This is a genomic window from Ochrobactrum soli, from assembly GCF_003664555.1.
Taxonomy (GTDB): Bacteria; Pseudomonadota; Alphaproteobacteria; order Rhizobiales; family Rhizobiaceae; genus Brucella; species Brucella teleogrylli.
Window position 1 is genome coordinate 98,765 of record NZ_RCHH01000007.1, and the last position, 18,722, is coordinate 117,486.

Here is an 18,722-nt window from a genome sequence, read left to right on the forward strand (position 1 = left end):
GCGATTCTCTAGCTGCTAAACCAATGAGAAGGGCTTCCACGCGGCGACGTTTGGGGGCCTTTTTCTTTTGCTATCTCGTTCCTTTTCGCTCGAGCGATTTTCCAACCGGATTGTTGGCAACCACTCATCTCTTCAATTTAACGCCTGCATGACCCGCAAAACCGTTTCAGAGTTTCGCTGGAAATGCTCTTGATCGTCTCGATACAGATACGCAGATAATCGTACTCAGACACTGGACGGGGCTGCGGAAACCGCTTTCCAATCCGAAAGCTTGTTACTTCTCGTCGTTCTGGAAGGACGCATAAAGCGTATCCAGATTACGCGAGAGCCATTCGGCAAAGCGAGGCCCATTGGCTGCACCAAGAGCCAGCGTTGCCGATTTGCCGTTCTGTTTGATTGTGGCGCTGACGGACTTGTCCGAAGCGGTCCATGTCGCACCGGGGCGCAAAGCGGCCTTGGTGACGGACTTCTTCTGACGGGCGCCCTTCAGATAACCGTAAAGCTGTTCGAAGCGATCAGCCGACGTTGCTGCCTTGAATGCAGCGGTCGCCATCAGTTCTTCTGCAGCGTCTTGTTTGCCGGGAATTTCGATCAGCTTACGCAGTTCAAGCCAGCGATCACGACCAATGCCCTTGGCAGGACCGATGGCCAGAAGAATGGCTTCTGGTATCGCCTTCGGAATGGTCAGCATCTTCGACAGGGTTTGATAGTCGATGGTCAAAGCGGCCTGAATAGCCTCACGCTCAAAGCCAAGCGCTTCCAGACGTGCCGCAAACAAAACCCGCTCGATGAAGCTGAGATTAGCGCGCGCCGAGTTTTCCTGACCCTGACTCAGAATATGTTCCAGATCGGCAAGCGGCTTGATGACGGCTTTGACCTTGAGGCCCAGTTCGCGTGCAACACGGGCACGGCGATGGCCAAAGACGATCATATAACGGTCGCTGGTCTCAGGATGCGGACGCACCAGAATAGGGCTGTCCTGGCCACGCTCGCGAATGGCTTCGAGAAGCTCCTGATATTCCTGATCGTCGGCTTCAGGCAGACGGTCGGCAACAAAGGACGCATCAAGATTGTTGGGATCAAGCTCAACGACAGTTTCGCCATCCAGCCTTTGTGAAGCCTGCTTGGCGAGTTCATCAATCGAAGCGGAAAGCGATTTGGCAGCGCCGAACCGGCGCGATATGGCATCGACCGGCTGGGAAGGCTGTTCCGCCGCCGGTTCGTTCCGCATCACGCTGTCAAATATGTTCTTCCGGGCCATTCTCTATTCCTCAAACCGGTCAGAGACCTGATTTTATTGCGTATTTGCCGTTTTAGACGGCAGTCTAACGCCCCCATGCTTCGTGGATAAGCCCGCGAATCTCCGAATTGACCGCTTCCATGGCTTCCATCGCGCGATCATAGGTGCCGCGGTTCATGGATGAACGTTCGACTTCGTAAAGCGTTTGCTTGGTCAGGCCGGCATCCGAAATCGCCGTCGATTTCAGCATCTGATGCTTGAGCATGTGAGAGGCCAGCATGCTCTGCATGAAACCGACCATCTGGGCCTGCGGCACGTCGGTCGGTTCATAACGGGTAATCAGATAGCGGAACCAGTCGAGTTGCACCGCCCCGCCTGCCTGTCGCACGGTCTTGAGAATATCGCCGAGCATCAGAAGGAACTGCGACATCGACATAAGGTCGAGCATCTGCGGATGAACGGTGATTAGCACCGATGTTGCAGCGGACAGCGCCGTCAGCGTCAGATAGCCAAGCTGGGGAGGGCAGTCGATAACGACCACATCGTAGGAATCATCGACTTCGGCCAGAGCCGTCGCGATGCGGTTCCAGAACATCTTGCCCTCGCCGCCATTCTGCATGGCCAAAGGCGTGTCATATTCATATTCCTGCAGCTCCAGCATGGCCGGAATAATATCGAGACCGGGAAAGTTCGTCCGGCGAATGACATCGCGGATGGGCTTCTTTTCGGAATCGTAACGAATGGCTTCGTAAAGCGACGGGAATTCATCCAGCTCTGGCTGGATACCGTGCAGTGCCGATAAAGAGGCCTGCGGATCGAGATCGATGGCAAGCACACGATGACCGGTCAAGGCGAGATGCTGCGCCAGATGCGCGGCAGTCGTGGTCTTGCCGGAGCCGCCCTTGAAATTCACAACGCCGATGACCTGAAGCTTTTCATGGCCACGGCGATGCGGAACATAACGCTTCACTTCGGCGCGACCATTCTGGTCAAGCCACAAACGCAGTTCATGCAGTTGGTCCACGCTATAGGCGCGGCGTCCACCTGTCAGTATAGTCGGCTCGACGCCTTTGCCCTCAAGGTGTAGCTTCTTCAGATTGCTGGGGGAGACGCCAAGGAAATATGCAGCTTCGGCCATAGAAAACTGACGCAGATTTTTCCGCGCATCCGGTGGGAAGTTTTCATGGCGCAGCAGATTGAGCTTGCGAGAGATTTCTCTCCCCTGCGTCAATATCATGTCGTCAAACGACACTGCTGCTGTTGAATTTGCGATATTCATTGACTTGGGATCCCTAGTGACGGCATCGGAACTAATACCGCCTAAATACCGTCATTATGTCCGATTCTTCTTGTATCGCAAGAGCTGCCCGAATTAACAAAGGGTTAGCAGGCAATTAAAAATTACGAAGAATTTTATCCTTCCGAATCGAATTGCTTTATCGAATTGTTTTTAAAGACTTTTATTGGAATTAGACGGCAGTCTATCATTGCAAGCGGCATGCTGGCGACCGCAGGTGGAGTCATTTATTGTCATCGTCCACGCTTTTAGGCGGGGATGGATGCCCGAATCGTCAAGTGCGCCTTGGCGTCCGATTGTCCGGTTCATATCCGGCAGGACGCGCCCCGCACAACGGTGTGGAAATGAAGTGACCAGCGCAAAAAGGGCAGGGCGCGTCAGCCAAATTGCTCCTGCAACGGGAACTGGATTTTTCTCGGAAAAGCTGTTCAACTGTTCCGATGCACGATTCGAGTTTCCAGTCGAGTTTCACTGGCCCTTTCGAAAGGAACGATGATTTTTGTGCTTTTTGGTTAAGCGCTGTAGATTTTTTAACTTCTTCGCGCTACCATCCGAAGCGTTGCTATAGAGATCCTTTTTACAGCGCCCAGCTCGTCTCAACGGCAAATTTTCCCCTCATAGATCGGGTTTTGAACTAGTCGCGCTAGGAAAACCTAACGCGGAATTAGCTTTCATATGCGATAAAATCTTGTTTATTCTCATTGCATTGAAATTTTCCATTCCGCGGACGAAACGACCGGTTTTTTAACCGCTTTTGCCACGCCGTCGAAGCGGGCCTTTGTGGGCCTCCGATCACAAATGCAAAACCGTTATATGCGCGTCATCTAGCTTGCTTATGGAAACCTGACACTTTGTAGGAAGGGATTTCCAACATGCGCAAGCTTTTGCTCGCTCTCGCGTCCGCAACAATTTTGAGCGGCGCCGCCAATGCCGCCGATATCTATCCGCTCGACAGGGCCACGATTCTGGTCGGCTCGCCATTCGATTTCAAAGTGGAACTCGACAAGGTGGTGAAGCCGGAAGAGGTCAAGGTGACCGTCAACGGCAAGGATTACGAAACAGTGTTTGGCGCCAAAGCAGAATTCGTTGCGGAAGAAAAGGGGAGCGAGGACAAGGTTCTCGGCTCAGCCCTCATTCTGCGCGATCTGAAAATTGCAGAGCCGGGCGCCTATAAGGTTGAAATCTCGGCTGGCGACGAGACGAAGGCCGTCACCTGGGATGTGTACCCGACCGCGACAGAAGCGAAAGCCAAGAACATCATCTTCCTGGTGGCCGATGGTCTTTCGGTCGCGCATCGCACCGGCGCGCGCATCATGTCCAAGGGCATGGCGGGTGGCAAGGCCAATGGCCGTCTCAATATGGATGATGTTCCGCCGGTTGCCTTTATCGGCACGTCATCGACCCATTCGATTGCGACCGACAGCGCCAACACCATCTCGGCTTACATGACCGGCCACAAAGCGCGGGTGAACGCGCTTGGCGTTTATGCTGACCGCACTCCGGCGAGTCAGGATGACCCGAAGGTCGAAACAATCGGCGAAGCGCTACGCCGCCAGACGAAAAAATCCATCGGCATCGTTTCCACGTCAGAAGTCGAAGATGCAACGCCTGCCGCGCTGGTTTCCCACACGCGCAAGCGTTCCGACAAGGCAGACATTGTCGGCATGTTCTACGATGTGAGGCCCGATGTGCTTCTGGGCGGCGGTTCGGCCTATTTCCTGAGTAAGGATGTTCCGGGCTCCAAGCGCAAGGACGACAAGGATTATATCCAGCTGTTCCGTGACGCAGGTTATGCCATCGTTACCGACAAGAACGAGCTGGCCGCTTCCGGGCAGTCCAACCAGCAGAACCTGCTTGGCCTGTTTCACACCGGCAATATGGATGTGACGCTGGATCGCGACTTTCTGAAGAAGGGCACTGTCGACAAGTTCCCGAACCAGCCGGGCCTGGTCGACATGACCAAGGCGGCACTCGACAAGCTCTCCAAGAACCCGGACGGCTTCTTCCTGATGGTGGAAGGCGCTTCGATCGACAAGATGAGCCATCCGCTCGATTGGGAGCGGGCGCTGGTCGACACGATCGAGTTCGACAAGGCTGTCGGTGTGGCGCAGGAATTCGCCAAGAACAACCCGGATACGCTGATCGTCGTGACCGGCGACCACACTCATGGCGTGGCAATTATCGGTACGGTCGATGATGACAAGCCGGGCGATGAAATGCGCGCCAAGGTTGGCACCTATGATGCGGCTGGTTTCCCGAACTATGAGGACAAGGACGGAGACGGCTATCCGGATCGCGTGGACGTTTCGCGCCGCCTGTTCATGGCTGCCAATAACGGCCCGGATCATTATGAAACCTTCCGGCCGAAGCTGGATGATCCGTTCGTTCCGGCCATCAAGAACGAAAAGGGCGAGTATGTCGCCAATGAAGCCTATAAGGATGTGCCGGGCGCGGTCTTCGTGCAGGGCAACATCCCGAAAGACGAGGATACCGGCGTTCACGCGGTAGACGATATCGTCCTTCAGGCGACGGGTCCGGGTTCTGAAGGGCTGCGCGGCTATATGGAACAGAGCGATGTGTATCGCGTCCTTGCCGATGCTTTTGCTCTTGGCAAGCCGAAGTCCGAATAGGAAGGCTTATCCTGAAACAGGGCAGGCGGCTCGCGCCGCTTGTCCGCAATTGATGGAGCGTCCGATGTTCAACCGGAACCATCTTAGCCGCCGACAAGTGATGCTTGGCGCACTGGCCATGCCGCTGGCGACAGCTATCCCGCAGGCGCGGGCTGCCGAGCAACTCGGCTTCAACAATCTCTATAAGAGTTTCGGCGTGCTGGGCCTTGAGTTTTCTGATCAGGTCAAACAGTCCGCTGGAAAGCAGGTTGCCATCAGCGGCTTCATGGCGCCGCCCTTGAAGGCGGAAGCCAATTTCTTTGTGCTAACCGAGATACCAATGTCGATCTGCCCGTTCTGCTCGTCGGATTCCGACTGGCCGGACAATATCGTCGTGGTCTATCTCGCGGCGAAGCAGACTTTCGTGCAGTTCAACGCGCCGATCCTCACGCGCGGCACGCTGGAATATGGGTCGTGGACCGATCCTGAAACAGGATTTGTTAGCCAGCTACGCATGCGCGATGCTTCCTTCACAACGGTCTGACATGCCGACTGACCATGGTTCCGGCCTTTCGCTGGATATTTCCGCGCTGGAAGTGCGTTTTCCCGGCCTCCGTGAGCCAGCGCTTGCCATTGAGAATTTCCATTTGCCGCAAGGCGAGCATCTTTCAATCGCAGGCGCGTCGGGGTCTGGCAAAAGCACGCTGATCAACGCGATCACCGGGCTTGAGGCCGTCAAAACGGGGAAGGTGATGTGGGACGGCGCGGCATTCTGCAGCCTGTCGGCTTTTCAGCGTGACGCGTTCCGGGCTCGCAATATCGGGCTCGTCATGCAGGATTTTCATCTCTTTCCGGGCTTGTCGGCCATTGCCAATGTCCTGCTGCCCGCGAAACTGAGCCGGGTAGTCAAGCCGGTGCGGCGCGAACGGGCGCTGGAGCTTCTGGAAACAGTTGGCATTAAACGGCCCGACCAGCATATCGAAACGCTTTCCCGTGGCGAGATGCAGCGTGTCGCCATTGCACGTGCGCTGTTTCCCGCGCCGCGGGTCATCATTGCCGACGAGCCGACCGCCAGTCTCGATCAGAAGACCGGCGCGGAAATCGCAGAACTTCTGGTGCAGCTCGCGAGCGCCCAGGGGGCGACGCTGATTGCCGTCACGCATGATCCGCAATTGATGAAGCGCCTGCGGCGGCAGATTTTTCTGGAGGGTGGCCGCATAACGAAAGACGCTGCGGGGCAGGGCACGACATGATCGCTTTCATCCTTGCCGATCTGCGCCGGTTCTGGAGCGGAGCCATTGCGGTGATTATCCTGCTGGCGCTGTCCGTTGCCCTGAGCACGGTGGTGACATTGCAGGAGCGGGCTGTGCGTCTCGGCACGGCGCGCGCGTCGGAGAAATTCGATCTGGTCGTGGGGGCGGCTGGAAGCGACACCCAGCTGACCTTGTCATCGGTGTTCCTGCAACCATCGCCCTTGCCGCTGATGTCGGGCGCGATGCTTGGCAAGCTTACTGCTGATCCGCGTGTCGCTTTCGCTGCGCCGATTGGCTTTGGCGATAGCGCGATGGGCTTTCCCATTGTCGGGACAACGACGCAATTGATTGCAGCCCTGTCGCCCGTACTGGCGGAAGGCGCTATTTTTGCCCGGCTGGGTGAGGCGGTTATCGGGTCTGCGGTGGATTTGCCGATCGGCGGTCGGGTTAATCCGATGCACGGCACGGTGGAAACGGGCGGTCACGCCCATGCGGAATTGAGCTATCACGTCAGCGGAAAGATGGCTCCGACGGGAACCGCGTGGGATCGCGCGATCCTCGTTCCCATTCGTGCGGTGTGGCAATTGCACGGCATGGGCGGTCATGATGACGACCACGAAGATGCGGCTGTGAAGAACGCGCAAGGCTCGCTCGCGGTGATCGGGCCGAACGATACCCATGATCACGATGCCCGGATCGATGTCGATGCGCCGCTCGATGAACAGTTCGATGCCAGCAGTCCCGGCATTCCGGCGGTTCTGGTCAAGCCGAAGACGATTGCCGATGCCTATCGCCTTCGGCAGGAATATAGGTCCGATACCACATTGTCGATCTTTCCGGCGGAAGTGCTGACGCGGCTCTATTACACGCTGGGCGATGCGCGCAAACTTTTGCTCGGAATTGCCATCGGCACGCAGGTGATTGTCGTTTTCGCGCTGCTACTGGTTGCGGTCATGCATATCGGTGCGCGCAAGCGCCAGATTGGTGCCTTGCGGGCATTTGGTGCGCCGGTCAGTGCGGTGATGGCGATTGTCTGGGGTGAGCTGTTCTTCCTGCTGGTGCTCGGCATCCTGCTGGGCCTCTCTATCGGCTACGCTGCCGCGCATGTCATCACAGCATGGCTGACGGCGGCAACGGCTGTGAGAATGCCTGTCGAATTTTCAGTGGATGACCTTTACGGCGCTGGTGGCTTTATTCTCGTTGCAGCCATCGTGTCTCTGGTTCCGGCACTTCTCACACTGCGCATGAGCCCGGCCTCGGCGCTGCGTTCGTGATTATCAAATAGAAAAGCCCCCACCCGGATGACCCGGATGAGGGCTTTTTCAGTCAGCGCTCGCTGATGATCTTACGAGCGGGGAGGAAGGATCGGTAGAGGCTCTGCACGACCGACGATGAATGCATAGGAGCATGCACCGACAACGGCCATGATGGCGGCCATCAGGAAGGACGGCGTATAGCTGCCGTTGAACTGATCCAGCAGGAAGCCGAACAGGAACGGGCTGATGATGCCCGCGATGTTCGAAGCAAAGTTCTGGATGCCGCCGATGGAAGCCACATGGCGCGAGCTTGGTGCAACGTCGGCTGGCAGGGACCAGATCGCGGTCGCTGCAATGGCAAGGCTGCTATAGGAAATCGCCAGGAAGAACAAAGCTGCATACAGCGATTCAACCAGCGCTGCCGGAAGAATGGCGGCACCGCCCAGCATGCCGCCCACCATGACGATCTTGCGAACCGTGGTGACATTGGCGCCGTTGCGGATGGCGCGGTCGGCCAGAAGGCCGGCGATCCAGGCAGTGACGACGGCGGCAAGGCCGGGGATCATGCCATAGAGGCCAAGTTCAGCGAGGTTCAGGCCGCGTGCGGTCTTCAGATAGGTCGGGAACCAGGTCAGGAAGAAGTAGATGACGAAGTTCAGGCAGAAGAAGCCGAGCATCATGCCCCAGACGGTGCGATAGCGGAACAGATCGGCCCAACGGATCTTCTGTGCTTCTGCGCTGTCATTATCATCGGTGCGGGCACCGTTCTGGATGATGTACTGGCGCTCCAGATCATTGGCGCGCGGATGTTCAGAAGGATCGCGATAGGTGACGTACCAGAAGAACGCCCACACGATACCGACAGCACCCAGAATGACGAAGGAATAATGCCAGGTCGCAAAAGCGATGATCGAGGTCACGATCGGCAGGGCGAGAACCGTGCCGACGCGCGAACCGGAATCGATCACAGCGGTTGCGAAAGCGCGTTCGCTTCTCGGGAACCAGCGCGAAGCCGCCTTGGTCGCTGCCGGATAGGCAGGGGCTTCACCCGCGCCGAGGAAGAAACGGACGGTGAAGAAGGTCCAGAAGCTGTTGGCAAGCGGCGTGACGGCGGTGAAGACCGACCACCAGACGGCGGCGAGCGAAAAGCTCTTGCGCGCGCCCAGCTTGTCGGTGATCCAGCCTGCAAACAGCATCATGCCGTCATAGGCCCAGAAGAAGGCACCAAGGATGAGGCCCTTCTGCGTGTTGGTCAGGTTGAGGCCCAATTCGGAATCGATGAAGGGCAGCGCCACGCTCATATTGGCGCGATCGAGATAGTTGATCGCGATGCCGATAAAGCACATGAAAAGTATGAAATACCGGAAGCGGCTGGCGCCGAATGGCGCCTTGTTTGATGTGTTCATTCCCAATATCCTCCCGGGATACGTCTTCGCAGTTCGAATGATGGTCAGAGCGTTTGCAGTGCTGTAACCGCCCTGACGGTTTGGTTTTGCGCTTATGACCGGCTGGGTCAGGCGGGCAAGGTCACGCCGTATTTTTCAGCCATTTCACCGAATGACTGCCATGTCACCGGATCGATGGTTACACCGCTTTTTTCGCGCTCTTCGGCAACGCGCCATTCGCGGTCGCCGGGAGCCATGACGGTGCAGCCTTCGCGGGCTGGTGAATTGCGCAATGTTTCGAGATAACGGGTCATGCCCGCATCGAAGACATCGCGTTCGATAAAGGCTTCCGGCTTGATCGCCAGAACGAAAGCCCCCATGCCGCGCGGCGTGGAGAAATCGGGGCCGCCCATAGGGGCAATATCGAAGCTGAGTTTCATGCCGGTCAGAACGGCACTGAGAATTTCCGCAAAACCGGCCAATGCTGCGCCCTTGAAGCCGAATTCGCCGCCAAGGGGCGCCAGCATTTCAACCGCTTCCGCATCGCGCGTATCCACACCGTTGAGATCGGAGGCGGTGCCCTGCGGCAGCTCAACACCGAGGCTGCGATAGAGCAGCACGCGGTTATAGGGGATCGAGCTTGTGGCCATATCCAGAAGCCACGGATTTTCGTCGGTGGTGGGTACGCCGACCGAAATCGGGTTGGTGCCGTGGAACCGCATTGCACCATCATGAAGGCGCACGAAACTGTCGGAATTGCAGACGGCGATACCAATGCGGCCCTGTCGCGCCGCTTCCAGCGCATAGGCTCCGGCGGCAGCGAAATGCGAGCTGTTGCGAATGGCAACAGCGCCGATGCCGAACTGATCGGAGAGTGCGATGGCGCAATCCATGGCGGTATAAGCTGCCAGCGCGCCATGGGCATCGTCGGCGTCGAGCGTTTCAATGGCGCCGAAACTGCGCACTGCCTTGAGATTGGGCGTCTTGTTGACGCGACCGCCCACGAGAGCGGTCACATAATGCGCGAGCAGGCGGACGCCGTGGCTATCCACGCCGTAGCGCGTGCCGTGCATCATCGCGCGCGTCGCCGCGTCAGCGGTTGCATCATTGGCACCGCATGCGGAAAAAACCTCGCGGCAGAACCGTTCAAGTGAGGCGAGCGAGAACGCCGCCTGGTCAACTGCCTGTTGCACTATGAAACTCCTCCGGCCATAATGTATTGTGCATGCACTATACGAATTTTTTGGGAGACGCAATCCGAGATATATTAGGGAGGAAAACCGGCATTTATGGGCGCGTCCACGGGACGTTCAGGGGGATAAACATCAGTCCGCAAATCATATTGGACTCAATGGGTTGCATGTGGGCTTATCGATCCCGACATAGGAGGCACCATGCCTGTGGGTATCGGGATAAACCGGACAAAATAACAAGAAGCCGGACGCATTCAGGGGAGGAAAAATGACATGATGCGTAACATCGCACCTAAACTTTACCAGCGCGCGCGTGACAGTCTCGCGGCGGATATCGCCAATGGCGCCATTCCAACGACCAAGCGACTGACGGAAAGCTGGGTCGCGGAATTGTTCGGCATCAGCCGGGTTCCGGCGCGGCAGGCGCTGGCGGAACTGGAACAGCGCGGCCTCATTCGCAAGGCGGAGGGGCGCGGTTATGCCATTGCCGAAGAAGCGGCGAACAGATCGCGCCAGTCTGGCAGTTCGAACGGCGACCCGCTTGTCAGGAAAAGCGCCGACAGCCGCATGCAGTTCATGCCCAGCTGGCAGCTCATCTATACCGAAATCGAAAGCGAGATTTTCGCCCGCACATCGCTGGCCGACTGGCGCGTCAACGCGCTGGCCTTGGCCAAGCATTATGGCGTCAGCCGTACTGTGGCGCAGGACGTCATGGCCCGGTTACAGCAGCGCGGCGTCATCCAGAAGGACGAGCGCGGGCGCTGGTTCGCACCGGCGCTCACCGACAAGCACATCCACGATCTGTTCGAACTGCGATGGGTGCTGGAGCCGCTGGCGCTCGAAAAGGCGCTGCCGCGTCTGCCCGAGGGATTTCTGGCGCGGGTTCGCCGCAATCTGGACGAAGCGGTCACCGCTCCGCTGGTCGCGGGCGAAACGCTGGACCGGCTGGAACAGGAACTGCATGTCGAGCTTCTCGGCCATTGCGACAGCGCGTCCTTGCTCGAGGCGGTCCGGCTGCCACAGACGCTGCTCGTCGCGCATCATTTCCTGTATCAATGGACATCGGGGCTTTTTGCGTCCGAGCCGTTTCTGCCGGAACATCTTGAAATCGTGACGTGTCTACAGTCCGACAATCTGGCGGGGGCACAGCGCGCGCTGGTGCATCATCTGCAAATCTCGCACGAACGCGCCATGCTGCGCATCAATACGCTGGCCAGCACGATCCGGCCGCGTGAACTGCCCTATCTGGAACGGCAATCTTAGAGCCTGTTCCAAAAGTCGTACTGTGTGGCTGCAAATGGCAATTTGAGATTTGCTTTCGCATAATCTGAACCGAAAAATCTGCAACTTTTCGGGATTATGCGAGGCTTCCGGTGCTCACGTACCTTTAAGTACGCTCCGCTCCGGTCCTCGAAAATCACCATTTTCGCACACACATGCTGCTTTTTGATTCAGGCTCTTAAGCTTTGGAGCGGTTCCAACCGAAACATCGGAACCGCTCTCTTATTCATTGCTTGCTGGAAGCTTTAGCCCTGAACAAGCGCCAATGCGCGCACGGGCGATCCCGTACCAGCGACGAATTTCAAAGGCGCGGCTATCAGGATCGCACCCTTTGCCGGCAGCTGGTCGAGATTGCTGAGGCTTGCAAGGCCATAGCGATTGGCTTCATGCAGCAGGTGATGCGCCGGGAAGGGCGGGGTCATGCCGCCTGCCGAACCGGCATCGGTGCCGATGGTTTCCTGACCCCAGCCGATGATCCCCTTGGAGAGCAGATAGCGGATCGCTTCCGCAGTCGGGCCGGGCGAATGCGGGCCATTCTCGTCGGCATTCAGGAATGTCTCGGTGGAGCCGTTGCGCTTGTACCAGTCGGTGCGCAGGATTACCCACGATCCCGCTTCAATCTCGCCATGCTCGGCTTCCCATTCCTGGATGCTTTCCACCGTCAGGAGATAATCCGGGTTGGCCGTTGCTTCCGCAGAGCGGTCGATCACATTGACCGGCGCGACGAAGTTCTGCGGCGGGATGGTGTCGGTCGTGTTGTTCGCGTGGTCCTTGCCCGTGACCCAATGGCAGGGAGCATCAAAATGCGTTCCCGTATGTTCGCCAAGTTCGATCCAGTTCCACGCCCAGAACGGACCGTCCTGATTGTATTTGCTGATCTCGTGGATCTTCACATTCGGAGTGTTTTTGCCGAATTGCGGCGGCAGATAAAGCACTGGCGTATCGGGCCCGAGCGGCGCGGTAATATCCACGACCTTGATCGATTGCGATACCAATGCGGATGCAAGTCCGGTGAGAACGGATGTCTCTTTCATAGTTTCCCTCGTCTTTGCCGCTCTCGACCCAGTGTGGGTGGAGCTGCGGATTTGTGCAATGGCTTCTTTGAGCCTTGAGGAGAAGGCTATGCAATATCATATGACTTTGCAAGTATTTAAGCGGTTCTCATGCGCCGATAAACATCACAAATTGCCGTGAAATCTTTTTTAAGCGGGCTTTCCTTGCGGCGCCGGAATGGGGCGCCACAACAAGAAATATATGCATTTAGAAATAATTTGGCAGTGAGGTCGTTTTCTGCCCGGAGAAAAGGACGTTTCGCGGTCATTCGCAGAGCTTTTGGACAATTTATTTAAGGCTTGAAATATTTTCCGGCAAACGCGATTCTTAGAGCACGGATTTTGGCTCGATTCCTGAGCCTGACCAGCGTGCTTTGAATAAAGGAAATGGGCGTGTCGGTGGATTTCGAGATCATAGTCAGCGACGATCATGAAAGCGAAAAGCCGGAACTGCGTCTCTGGCTGCGCATGCTGTCCACCACCAAGCTGGTCTCGCAGGAAATCCGGCGGCGTCTGCGCAATGAATTCGGCGCGACACTGCCGCAATTCGATTTGCTGGCGCAGCTCTATCGCGAGCCGGAAGGCTTGCGGCTGGGGGAACTGTCACGCCGCACGATGGTAACCAATGGCAATGTCACCGGTCTGGTGGAACGGCTGGAAACCGAAGGTCTGGTGAAACGTGAGACGCCGGGCGCCGATCGTCGCGTCACGGTGGCCCGTCTGACGGATCAGGGCATTTCGGTGTTCAGCCAGATGGCCAAAGCCCATGAAGGCTGGTTGCGGGAAATGATGGCCGATGTCGATCACGATATCATCCAGACCCTGCTGGCCGATCTCGATCCGCTGAAGAAGTCGGTGCGAAACCATCTTTCCGGGGCGGAAGACGAATAAGCCGTCTCCCGCCTGCCGGTTTTTATTTTGCCTGATCACTTGTTGCAAACATGGGGCCGCCCTTGATCGACGGGAAGCCATAGCCGTTGACCAGAACCAGATCGATATCGTCGGAATGGCGCGCAATGCCTTCTTCAAGCAGGGCTTGCCCTTCATGCGCCATGGCGGCGAGCAGACGCTGCATGATCGCTTCATCGCTGAAACTACGCGGAACAATGGCGTTTCGCGCACGGTAATCATCGATCAATGCGTGGACGTCCGGATCGTTTGTGCGAACACCATCCGCATAGCGATACCAGCCGAGGCCAGCCTTGCGGCCAAAACGCCCGGCTTCGCATAATTTGTCGGCAACATCGAAATAGGGAAGGTTTGGGTCGCGGCTTGCTGCCGCTCTCTTGCGCCGCGCCCAGGCAATTTCCAGCCCGGCCATGTCGTAAACCGCGAAAAGCCCCATCGGAAAGCCATAGGCTTCCATGGCGCGATCGATATCTTCGGGATAGGCGCCTTCGGCCAGCATTTTCTCGGCTTCCGTGCGATAGGCCGAAAACATCCGGTTGCCGATGAAGCCTTCGCAGACACCGGTGACGATGGGCAGCTTCTTGATCTTGCGGGCAAAAGCGATGCCGGTTGCAAGCGTCTCATCGGACGTTTCCGCGCAGCGCACCACTTCCAGAAGCCGCATGATATTGGCTGGCGAGAAGAAATGGAGCCCCAGCACCTGGTCGGTGCGGTTGGTGACGGCGGCCAGCTCATCCGGATTGAGATAGCTCGTATTGGTCGCCAGAATGGTTGCCGCAGGCAGCAACGCGTCAAGCTCGCGGAACAGCGAGGCCTTGACGGTGAAATCATCGAAGACGGCTTCGATGACGAGATCGGCATCGGCCAGTGCGGACATGTCGGCGCTGACGGAGAGCTTCGCGCGTTGCGCGTCAGCGGCCTCAGCGGAAAGCGTGCCGGTATCGACAGCCTTCTGGATCATATCGCTGATCCGCGCATGGCCCTTGGCGGCTGCCTCCGCAGTCGTTTCATAGCCGATGACCTTGTAACCAGCAGCAAGACAGGTGACGGCGATGCCCGATCCCATCAGGCCGGTTCCGGCGATGCCGATACTGGAAAGAACACGAGGCTTTGCCTCCATGCCGTCCACTTTTCCAGCGGCGCGTTCGGCAAAGAACAGATGCCGCAAGGCGGCAGCCTCTTCGCTGTCGCGCAGGCGGATGAAGGTTGCGCGTTCTTCGGCCAGACCTTCGGCAATAGAGGCCGTTGTGGAAAGCTGCACCAGCCGCGCGGCTTCGCCGGGAGCCGTAGCGCCGCGTGCCTTTTTCAGGATTTTGGCCTTGGCTTGTTCAAAGGCTGTAGCATCCGGCGCGGTAACCGACAGATCGCCGGTCCGACGCAACGGCTTGCCGATCAGCGCATTGGCGAGCGCGATGGCGTCGGCCACAAGGTCGCCGACCGATATCTGGTCAATGAGGCCCAATTGCTGCGCTTCGTCCGGGGCGATCTGGCGTCCGGTGGCGATCATGTCGAGCGCTGCCAGCGGTCCGATCAATCGGGGCAGGCGCTGCGTGCCGCCAGCGCCGGGCACGATCCCGAGCTTGACCTCCGGCAGGGCAAAGGATGCGCTGGTCGATGCGATCCGCGCGTGAGCGGCAAGTGCAACCTCCAGTCCGCCGCCCAAAGCGGGACCGTTGATTGCGGCCACCACGGGCTTGTCAGCGCTTTCGATGAGCGTGATGACATCCGGCAATGTCGGTTCGACCGGCGGCTTGCCGAATTCGCGAATATCCGCCCCGCCGATGAAGATCTTGCCAGCGCCGCTCAGCACGGTAGCGCGGATCGCCGCGTCTTCTGACGCATGGCGAATGGCTGCGGCAAAACCTTTGCGCACCTCGGCGGAGGTGGCATTGACCGGCGGGTTATCGACCGTGACGACAAGAATGCCATCGACAACCGTGCCTGTCACAGCGGCGGAGAATTCGCTTCTATCGGTCATGGCGGTCTCAGTCCGGTATAACGGCAAAAGCCTGTATTTCGATCTTGGCCCGGTCTTCGACCAGCGCGACAACCTGCACCGCCGCCATGGCGGGGAAGTGCTTGCCGATCACATCACGATAGGCGCGACCGATGCCTTTCAGATTGGCGGTATATTCAGCCTTGTCGGTGAAATACCAGGTCATGGAGGCGATATGCTCCGGCCTGCCGCCAGCTTCCGCCAGAATGGCGACAATGTTTTTCAATGTCTGCTCGGTCTGCTCGACGAAATCGTCGGTCTCGAACTGTTGCTGTTCGTTCCAGCCGATCTGGCCGCCGATATAGACGGTGCGCCCACGCGCTTCAACGCCATTGGCATATCCGATGGGGCGGGCCCAGCCTTGCGGCTGCAGTGTCTTATGCATGTTGTGTCTCCAGAAAATACGTGCGGGGGCAGGCGTTAATTCGCCTTCAGCAGTTCGCGCGCGATAATGAGTTTCTGCACTTCCGTTGCGCCCTCATAGATGCGAAGTGCGCGTATCTCGCGATAAAGCCGCTCGACGATTTCGCCGCTTTTCACACCGCGACCGCCAAACATCTGCACGGCCTTGTCGATGGTTTGCTGGGCGTTTTCCGTCGCAACCATCTTGGCCATGGCGGCTTCCTTGGTGGTGTTCAGCTTCTGAACGTCGCGCCGCCATGCTGCGCGATAGGTCAAAAGTGCTGCGGCGTCGATATCGGTCGCCATGTCGCCAAGCGTGGCCTGCGTCAGCTGCAAGTCGGCCAAAGCGCCGCCGAACATCGGACGCGACCGCGCATGGGACAGCGCCTCGCTGGCTGCACGACGCGCAAAGCCAAGCGCTGCTGCCGCAACCGATGCGCGGAAAATATCAAGCGTGCGCATGGCGATCTTGAAGCCTTCGCCCGGCGCGCCGAGGCGGCGCGAGGCCGGGATACGGCAGTTGTCGAAGCGGATCGTCGCCAGCGGATGCGGCGCAATCACATCGATGCGCTCCGCGATGGAAAAGCCGGGATCGGTGGCGAACACGACAAAGGCCGAAATGCCCCGCGTGCCGGGCGCTTCGCCGGTGCGGGCAAAGACGGTGTAGACATCGGCGATGCCCCCATTGGAAATCCAGGTCTTTTCACCGTCGAGCACATAGTCATCGCCGTCGGCTTTAGCGGCGCAGCTCATCGCCGCCACATCGGACCCTGCCAGTTTTTCCGACAGGGCAAAGGCCGAAATCCATTCGCCGCTTGCCACTTTCGGTAGCACGGCCTGCTTGAGCTCGTCCGATGCGGTGAGGCTGATCGCGCCGGTGCCAAGGCCCTGCATGGCAAAGGCGAAATCGGCAAGACCATCGTGATAGGCCAGTGTCTCGCGGGCAATACAAAGTTTGCGGGAATCGATCCCTTCGCCGCCCGTCAGGCTGACGGCTGCTTCCAGCAGCCCGGCTTTGCCCAGCGCTTTCACCAAAGCGCGGCAGGCATTGTCCGTGTCGCTGTGATCGACATCGGCCAACGCCGGGCTTTGAGCAAAGGCATCCAGTTTTGCGGCCCAATCGGCATGAGCTTTGTCAAAAAACGGCCAGTCGAGATGCTCCCGCGTCAGCGGCAGTGCTGCGGAACTTTCCATCATCAGTTCCCCTCGAAAACGGGCTTCTGCTTGGCTGCGAAAGCCTCGAAGGCACGGCGGAAATCCTGCGTCGCCATGCAGATCGCCTGCGCCTGCGCTTCCGATTCCACCAGTTCTTCAATGCCCATGGCCCATTCCTGATTGAGCATGGTTTTGGTCATGCCATGCGCGAACCATGGACCGTCGGCAATATTGCGCGCCAGCGCTTCGGCCTTGCCCAGAAGATCGCCCTGCGGGTGCAGCGCGTTGAAAAAGCCCCAGCGTTCGCCTTCGTCTGCGCTCATGAAGCGCCCGGTATAAAGCAGTTCCGATGCGCGGCCCTGACCGATCAGTCGCGGGAGAATGCCGCATGCGCCCATATCGGCGCCAGCAAGGCCGACGCGGGTGAAGAGGAAAGCCGTCTTTGCTTCCGGCGTGGCGATGCGCAAATCCGAGGCCATGGCCAGAATGGCACCAGCGCCAGCGCAAATGCCATCAACGGCGGCAATGATCTGCTGCGGACATTTGCGCATGGCCTTGACGACATCGCCGGTCATGCGCGTGAAAGCCAGAAGATCGGGCATTGTCATATGGGTCAGCGGTTCGATGATCTCGAACACATCGCCGCCCGACGAAAAGTTTCCGCCAGCGCCGGTCAGCACGATGGTGCGCACATCGGAGGCATAGACGAGATTGCGAAACAGATCGCGCAGCTCGGCATAGCTTTCAAATGTCAGCGGGTTTTTCCGGTCCGGGCGGTTCAGGGTCAGCGTGGCAACGCGACCGTCTTCGCTTGTTTGCCATAGAAAATGCGTGGCCTGATAGTCCTTGAAAGGCTTCAGATTGCTCGCCATCGAAGTCGTGCCGTCGGTCATCCTGCCATTACCTCCCCACCGGCGATTGCAATCGCCTGTCCAGTTATCGATTGCGCGCCGGGCGATGTGAGCCACAGCACGGTTTCAGCCACCTCTTCTGGCTGTATCAGGCGTCCCTGCGGGTTCGCCTTGACGAATTCTGCCAGAACATCTTCCTCCGACCGTCCGGTCTTGGCGACAATGGCCGCAATCGAGCGTGAGATGATCGGCGTATCGGTAAAACCGGGGCAAACGGCGTTGACCGTCACGCCCTTGCGGGCGAGTTCCAGCGCCAGCGCGCGGGTCAGACCCACGACCCCGTGCTTTGCGGCGCAATAGGCCGAGACATAAGCATAGCCGCTCAGGCCCGCCGTGGAGGCGATATTGATGATGCGCCCGCCTTTGCCGCCCGCCTTGATGTCATCGAGGGTCGCCTGCGTCACATTGAAAACGCCTGTCAGATCGACATCGAGAACGCGGCTCCACATGTCGAGACTGGTTTTCTCAAACGGCGCGCTCGGTGCTTCTCCGGCATTGTTGATAAGAATGCTGACAGGCCCGAATGCGGCGCGCGCGCTGTCCAGCCCGGTTGCGATGGCTTCGCGGTTGGTCACATCGAACCCATCGGCAATAAAGCACCGTTGCCAGTCCAGAAGGGCGGCGGATGCTTCCAGCGGTTCGCGGCGGCGACCCGCCAGGGTCACATTTGCCCCGGCGCGCGCAAGACCGACCGCGATAGCGGCGCCGATGCCGCTACCGGCGCCGGTGACCAGCGCATGCTTGCCGGAAAGGGCAAGGCCAACAGCGGCATCGTTCATCGCA

At 58.4% G+C, this 18,722-nt stretch carries 16 protein-coding genes; 6 read left to right on the forward strand and 10 right to left on the reverse strand.

Annotation, left to right across the window (positions count from 1 at the left end):
- Positions 1-274: 274 nt before the first annotated feature.
- Complete coding sequence (gene repB, locus D8666_RS14010) at positions 275-1,261, reverse strand: plasmid partitioning protein RepB (protein WP_121538408.1); 987 nt, start codon at positions 1,259-1,261, stop codon at positions 275-277.
- A gap of 64 nt (positions 1,262-1,325) precedes the next feature.
- Positions 1,326-2,519 (reverse strand): plasmid partitioning protein RepA, encoded by a 1,194-nt coding sequence (gene repA / locus D8666_RS14015; protein ID WP_109366824.1) that lies wholly within the window; start codon positions 2,517-2,519, stop codon positions 1,326-1,328.
- A gap of 890 nt (positions 2,520-3,409) precedes the next feature.
- Here repA and D8666_RS14020 point away from each other — a divergent pair.
- The 4 genes from D8666_RS14020 to D8666_RS14035 all read left to right on the forward strand — a co-directional run bounded on the left by D8666_RS14020 (position 3,410) and on the right by D8666_RS14035 (position 7,673).
- Complete coding sequence (locus D8666_RS14020) at positions 3,410-5,167, forward strand: alkaline phosphatase (RefSeq protein ID WP_121538410.1); 1,758 nt, start codon at positions 3,410-3,412, stop codon at positions 5,165-5,167.
- A 64-nt stretch (positions 5,168-5,231) separates the two neighbouring features.
- Positions 5,232-5,690 carry a hypothetical protein gene (locus D8666_RS14025; RefSeq protein WP_121538412.1) on the forward strand — a complete coding sequence of 153 codons (459 nt, stop codon included), beginning with the start codon at positions 5,232-5,234 and terminating at the stop codon, positions 5,688-5,690.
- 1 nt (position 5,691) lies between these two features.
- A complete protein-coding gene (locus D8666_RS14030; RefSeq protein WP_109366827.1) occupies positions 5,692-6,399 on the forward strand; it encodes an ABC transporter ATP-binding protein in 708 nt (235 codons plus the stop codon).
- Positions 6,396-7,673 (forward strand): FtsX-like permease family protein, encoded by a 1,278-nt coding sequence (locus tag D8666_RS14035; RefSeq protein WP_121538414.1) that lies wholly within the window; start codon positions 6,396-6,398, stop codon positions 7,671-7,673. Before D8666_RS14030 ends, D8666_RS14035 begins: the two co-directional genes overlap by 4 nt.
- Positions 7,674-7,744: 71 nt before the next feature.
- On the opposite strand, the gene D8666_RS14040 is transcribed toward D8666_RS14035, so the two are convergent.
- Together D8666_RS14040 and D8666_RS14045 are read right to left on the reverse strand one after the other, a co-directional pair.
- Positions 7,745-9,061, reverse strand: a complete 1,317-nt coding sequence (locus D8666_RS14040) for an MFS transporter (RefSeq protein WP_109366829.1) — start codon at positions 9,059-9,061, stop codon at positions 7,745-7,747.
- 107 nt (positions 9,062-9,168) lie between these two features.
- Positions 9,169-10,233: an Ldh family oxidoreductase gene (locus D8666_RS14045; RefSeq protein ID WP_121538416.1), complete on the reverse strand. Its 1,065-nt coding sequence runs from the start codon at positions 10,231-10,233 to the stop codon at positions 9,169-9,171.
- 273 nt (positions 10,234-10,506) lie between these two features.
- On the opposite strand from D8666_RS14045, the gene D8666_RS14050 reads away from it, so the two are divergent.
- Positions 10,507-11,496 (forward strand): GntR family transcriptional regulator, encoded by a 990-nt coding sequence (locus D8666_RS14050; RefSeq protein ID WP_109366831.1) that lies wholly within the window; start codon positions 10,507-10,509, stop codon positions 11,494-11,496.
- Positions 11,497-11,759: 263 nt separating this feature from the next.
- Here D8666_RS14050 and D8666_RS14055 read toward each other — a convergent pair whose 3' ends face one another.
- Positions 11,760-12,548, reverse strand: a complete 789-nt coding sequence (locus D8666_RS14055) for a cyclase family protein (RefSeq protein ID WP_121538418.1) — start codon at positions 12,546-12,548, stop codon at positions 11,760-11,762.
- A gap of 405 nt (positions 12,549-12,953) precedes the next feature.
- On the opposite strand from D8666_RS14055, the gene D8666_RS14060 reads away from it, so the two are divergent.
- Positions 12,954-13,457 (forward strand): MarR family winged helix-turn-helix transcriptional regulator, encoded by a 504-nt coding sequence (locus tag D8666_RS14060; RefSeq protein ID WP_371830821.1) that lies wholly within the window; start codon positions 12,954-12,956, stop codon positions 13,455-13,457.
- A gap of 22 nt (positions 13,458-13,479) precedes the next feature.
- Here the strand turns inward: D8666_RS14060 and D8666_RS14065 are convergent, their stop codons facing one another.
- From D8666_RS14065 to D8666_RS14085, 5 genes are read right to left on the reverse strand one after another with little or no spacing between them, the layout of a single operon-like run.
- The gene (locus tag D8666_RS14065; protein ID WP_121538420.1) at positions 13,480-15,453 is read right to left on the reverse strand and encodes a 3-hydroxyacyl-CoA dehydrogenase NAD-binding domain-containing protein; all 1,974 of its coding nucleotides are present in this window, start codon (positions 15,451-15,453) and stop codon (positions 13,480-13,482) included.
- A gap of 7 nt (positions 15,454-15,460) precedes the next feature.
- Complete coding sequence (locus tag D8666_RS14070) at positions 15,461-15,856, reverse strand: RidA family protein (protein WP_010659199.1); 396 nt, start codon at positions 15,854-15,856, stop codon at positions 15,461-15,463.
- 35 nt (positions 15,857-15,891) lie between these two features.
- Complete coding sequence (locus D8666_RS14075) at positions 15,892-17,067, reverse strand: acyl-CoA dehydrogenase family protein (RefSeq protein WP_109366834.1); 1,176 nt, start codon at positions 17,065-17,067, stop codon at positions 15,892-15,894.
- A 2-nt stretch (positions 17,068-17,069) separates the two neighbouring features.
- Complete coding sequence (locus tag D8666_RS14080; protein WP_109366835.1) at positions 17,070-17,921, reverse strand: enoyl-CoA hydratase family protein; 852 nt, start codon at positions 17,919-17,921, stop codon at positions 17,070-17,072.
- Positions 17,918-18,718 carry an SDR family NAD(P)-dependent oxidoreductase gene (locus D8666_RS14085; protein WP_109366836.1) on the reverse strand — a complete coding sequence of 267 codons (801 nt, stop codon included), beginning with the start codon at positions 18,716-18,718 and terminating at the stop codon, positions 17,918-17,920. The genes D8666_RS14080 and D8666_RS14085 overlap by 4 nt, the downstream gene beginning before the upstream one ends.
- Between the last annotated feature and the right edge of the window lie 4 nt (positions 18,719-18,722).

Coding starts and splice junctions, on each gene's coding strand:
- D8666_RS14070 (WP_010659199.1), bottom strand. CDS start 15,856: ATGCATAAGACACTGCAGCCGCAAGGCTGGGCCCGCCCCATCGGATAT.
- repA (WP_109366824.1), bottom strand. CDS start 2,519: ATGAATATCGCAAATTCAACAGCAGCAGTGTCGTTTGACGACATGATA.
- D8666_RS14075 (WP_109366834.1), bottom strand. CDS start 17,067: ATGGAAAGTTCCGCAGCACTGCCGCTGACGCGGGAGCATCTCGACTGG.
- D8666_RS14050 (WP_109366831.1), top strand. CDS start 10,507: ATGATGCGTAACATCGCACCTAAACTTTACCAGCGCGCGCGTGACAGT.
- repB (WP_121538408.1), bottom strand. CDS start 1,261: ATGGCCCGGAAGAACATATTTGACAGCGTGATGCGGAACGAACCGGCG.
- D8666_RS14085 (WP_109366836.1), bottom strand. CDS start 18,718: ATGAACGATGCCGCTGTTGGCCTTGCCCTTTCCGGCAAGCATGCGCTG.
- D8666_RS14035 (WP_121538414.1), top strand. CDS start 6,396: ATGATCGCTTTCATCCTTGCCGATCTGCGCCGGTTCTGGAGCGGAGCC.
- D8666_RS14065 (WP_121538420.1), bottom strand. CDS start 15,453: ATGACCGATAGAAGCGAATTCTCCGCCGCTGTGACAGGCACGGTTGTC.
- D8666_RS14030 (WP_109366827.1), top strand. CDS start 5,692: ATGCCGACTGACCATGGTTCCGGCCTTTCGCTGGATATTTCCGCGCTG.
- D8666_RS14080 (WP_109366835.1), bottom strand. CDS start 17,921: ATGACCGACGGCACGACTTCGATGGCGAGCAATCTGAAGCCTTTCAAG.
- D8666_RS14060 (WP_371830821.1), top strand. CDS start 12,954: ATGGGCGTGTCGGTGGATTTCGAGATCATAGTCAGCGACGATCATGAA.
- D8666_RS14025 (WP_121538412.1), top strand. CDS start 5,232: ATGTTCAACCGGAACCATCTTAGCCGCCGACAAGTGATGCTTGGCGCA.
- D8666_RS14055 (WP_121538418.1), bottom strand. CDS start 12,548: ATGAAAGAGACATCCGTTCTCACCGGACTTGCATCCGCATTGGTATCG.
- D8666_RS14040 (WP_109366829.1), bottom strand. CDS start 9,061: ATGAACACATCAAACAAGGCGCCATTCGGCGCCAGCCGCTTCCGGTAT.
- D8666_RS14020 (WP_121538410.1), top strand. CDS start 3,410: ATGCGCAAGCTTTTGCTCGCTCTCGCGTCCGCAACAATTTTGAGCGGC.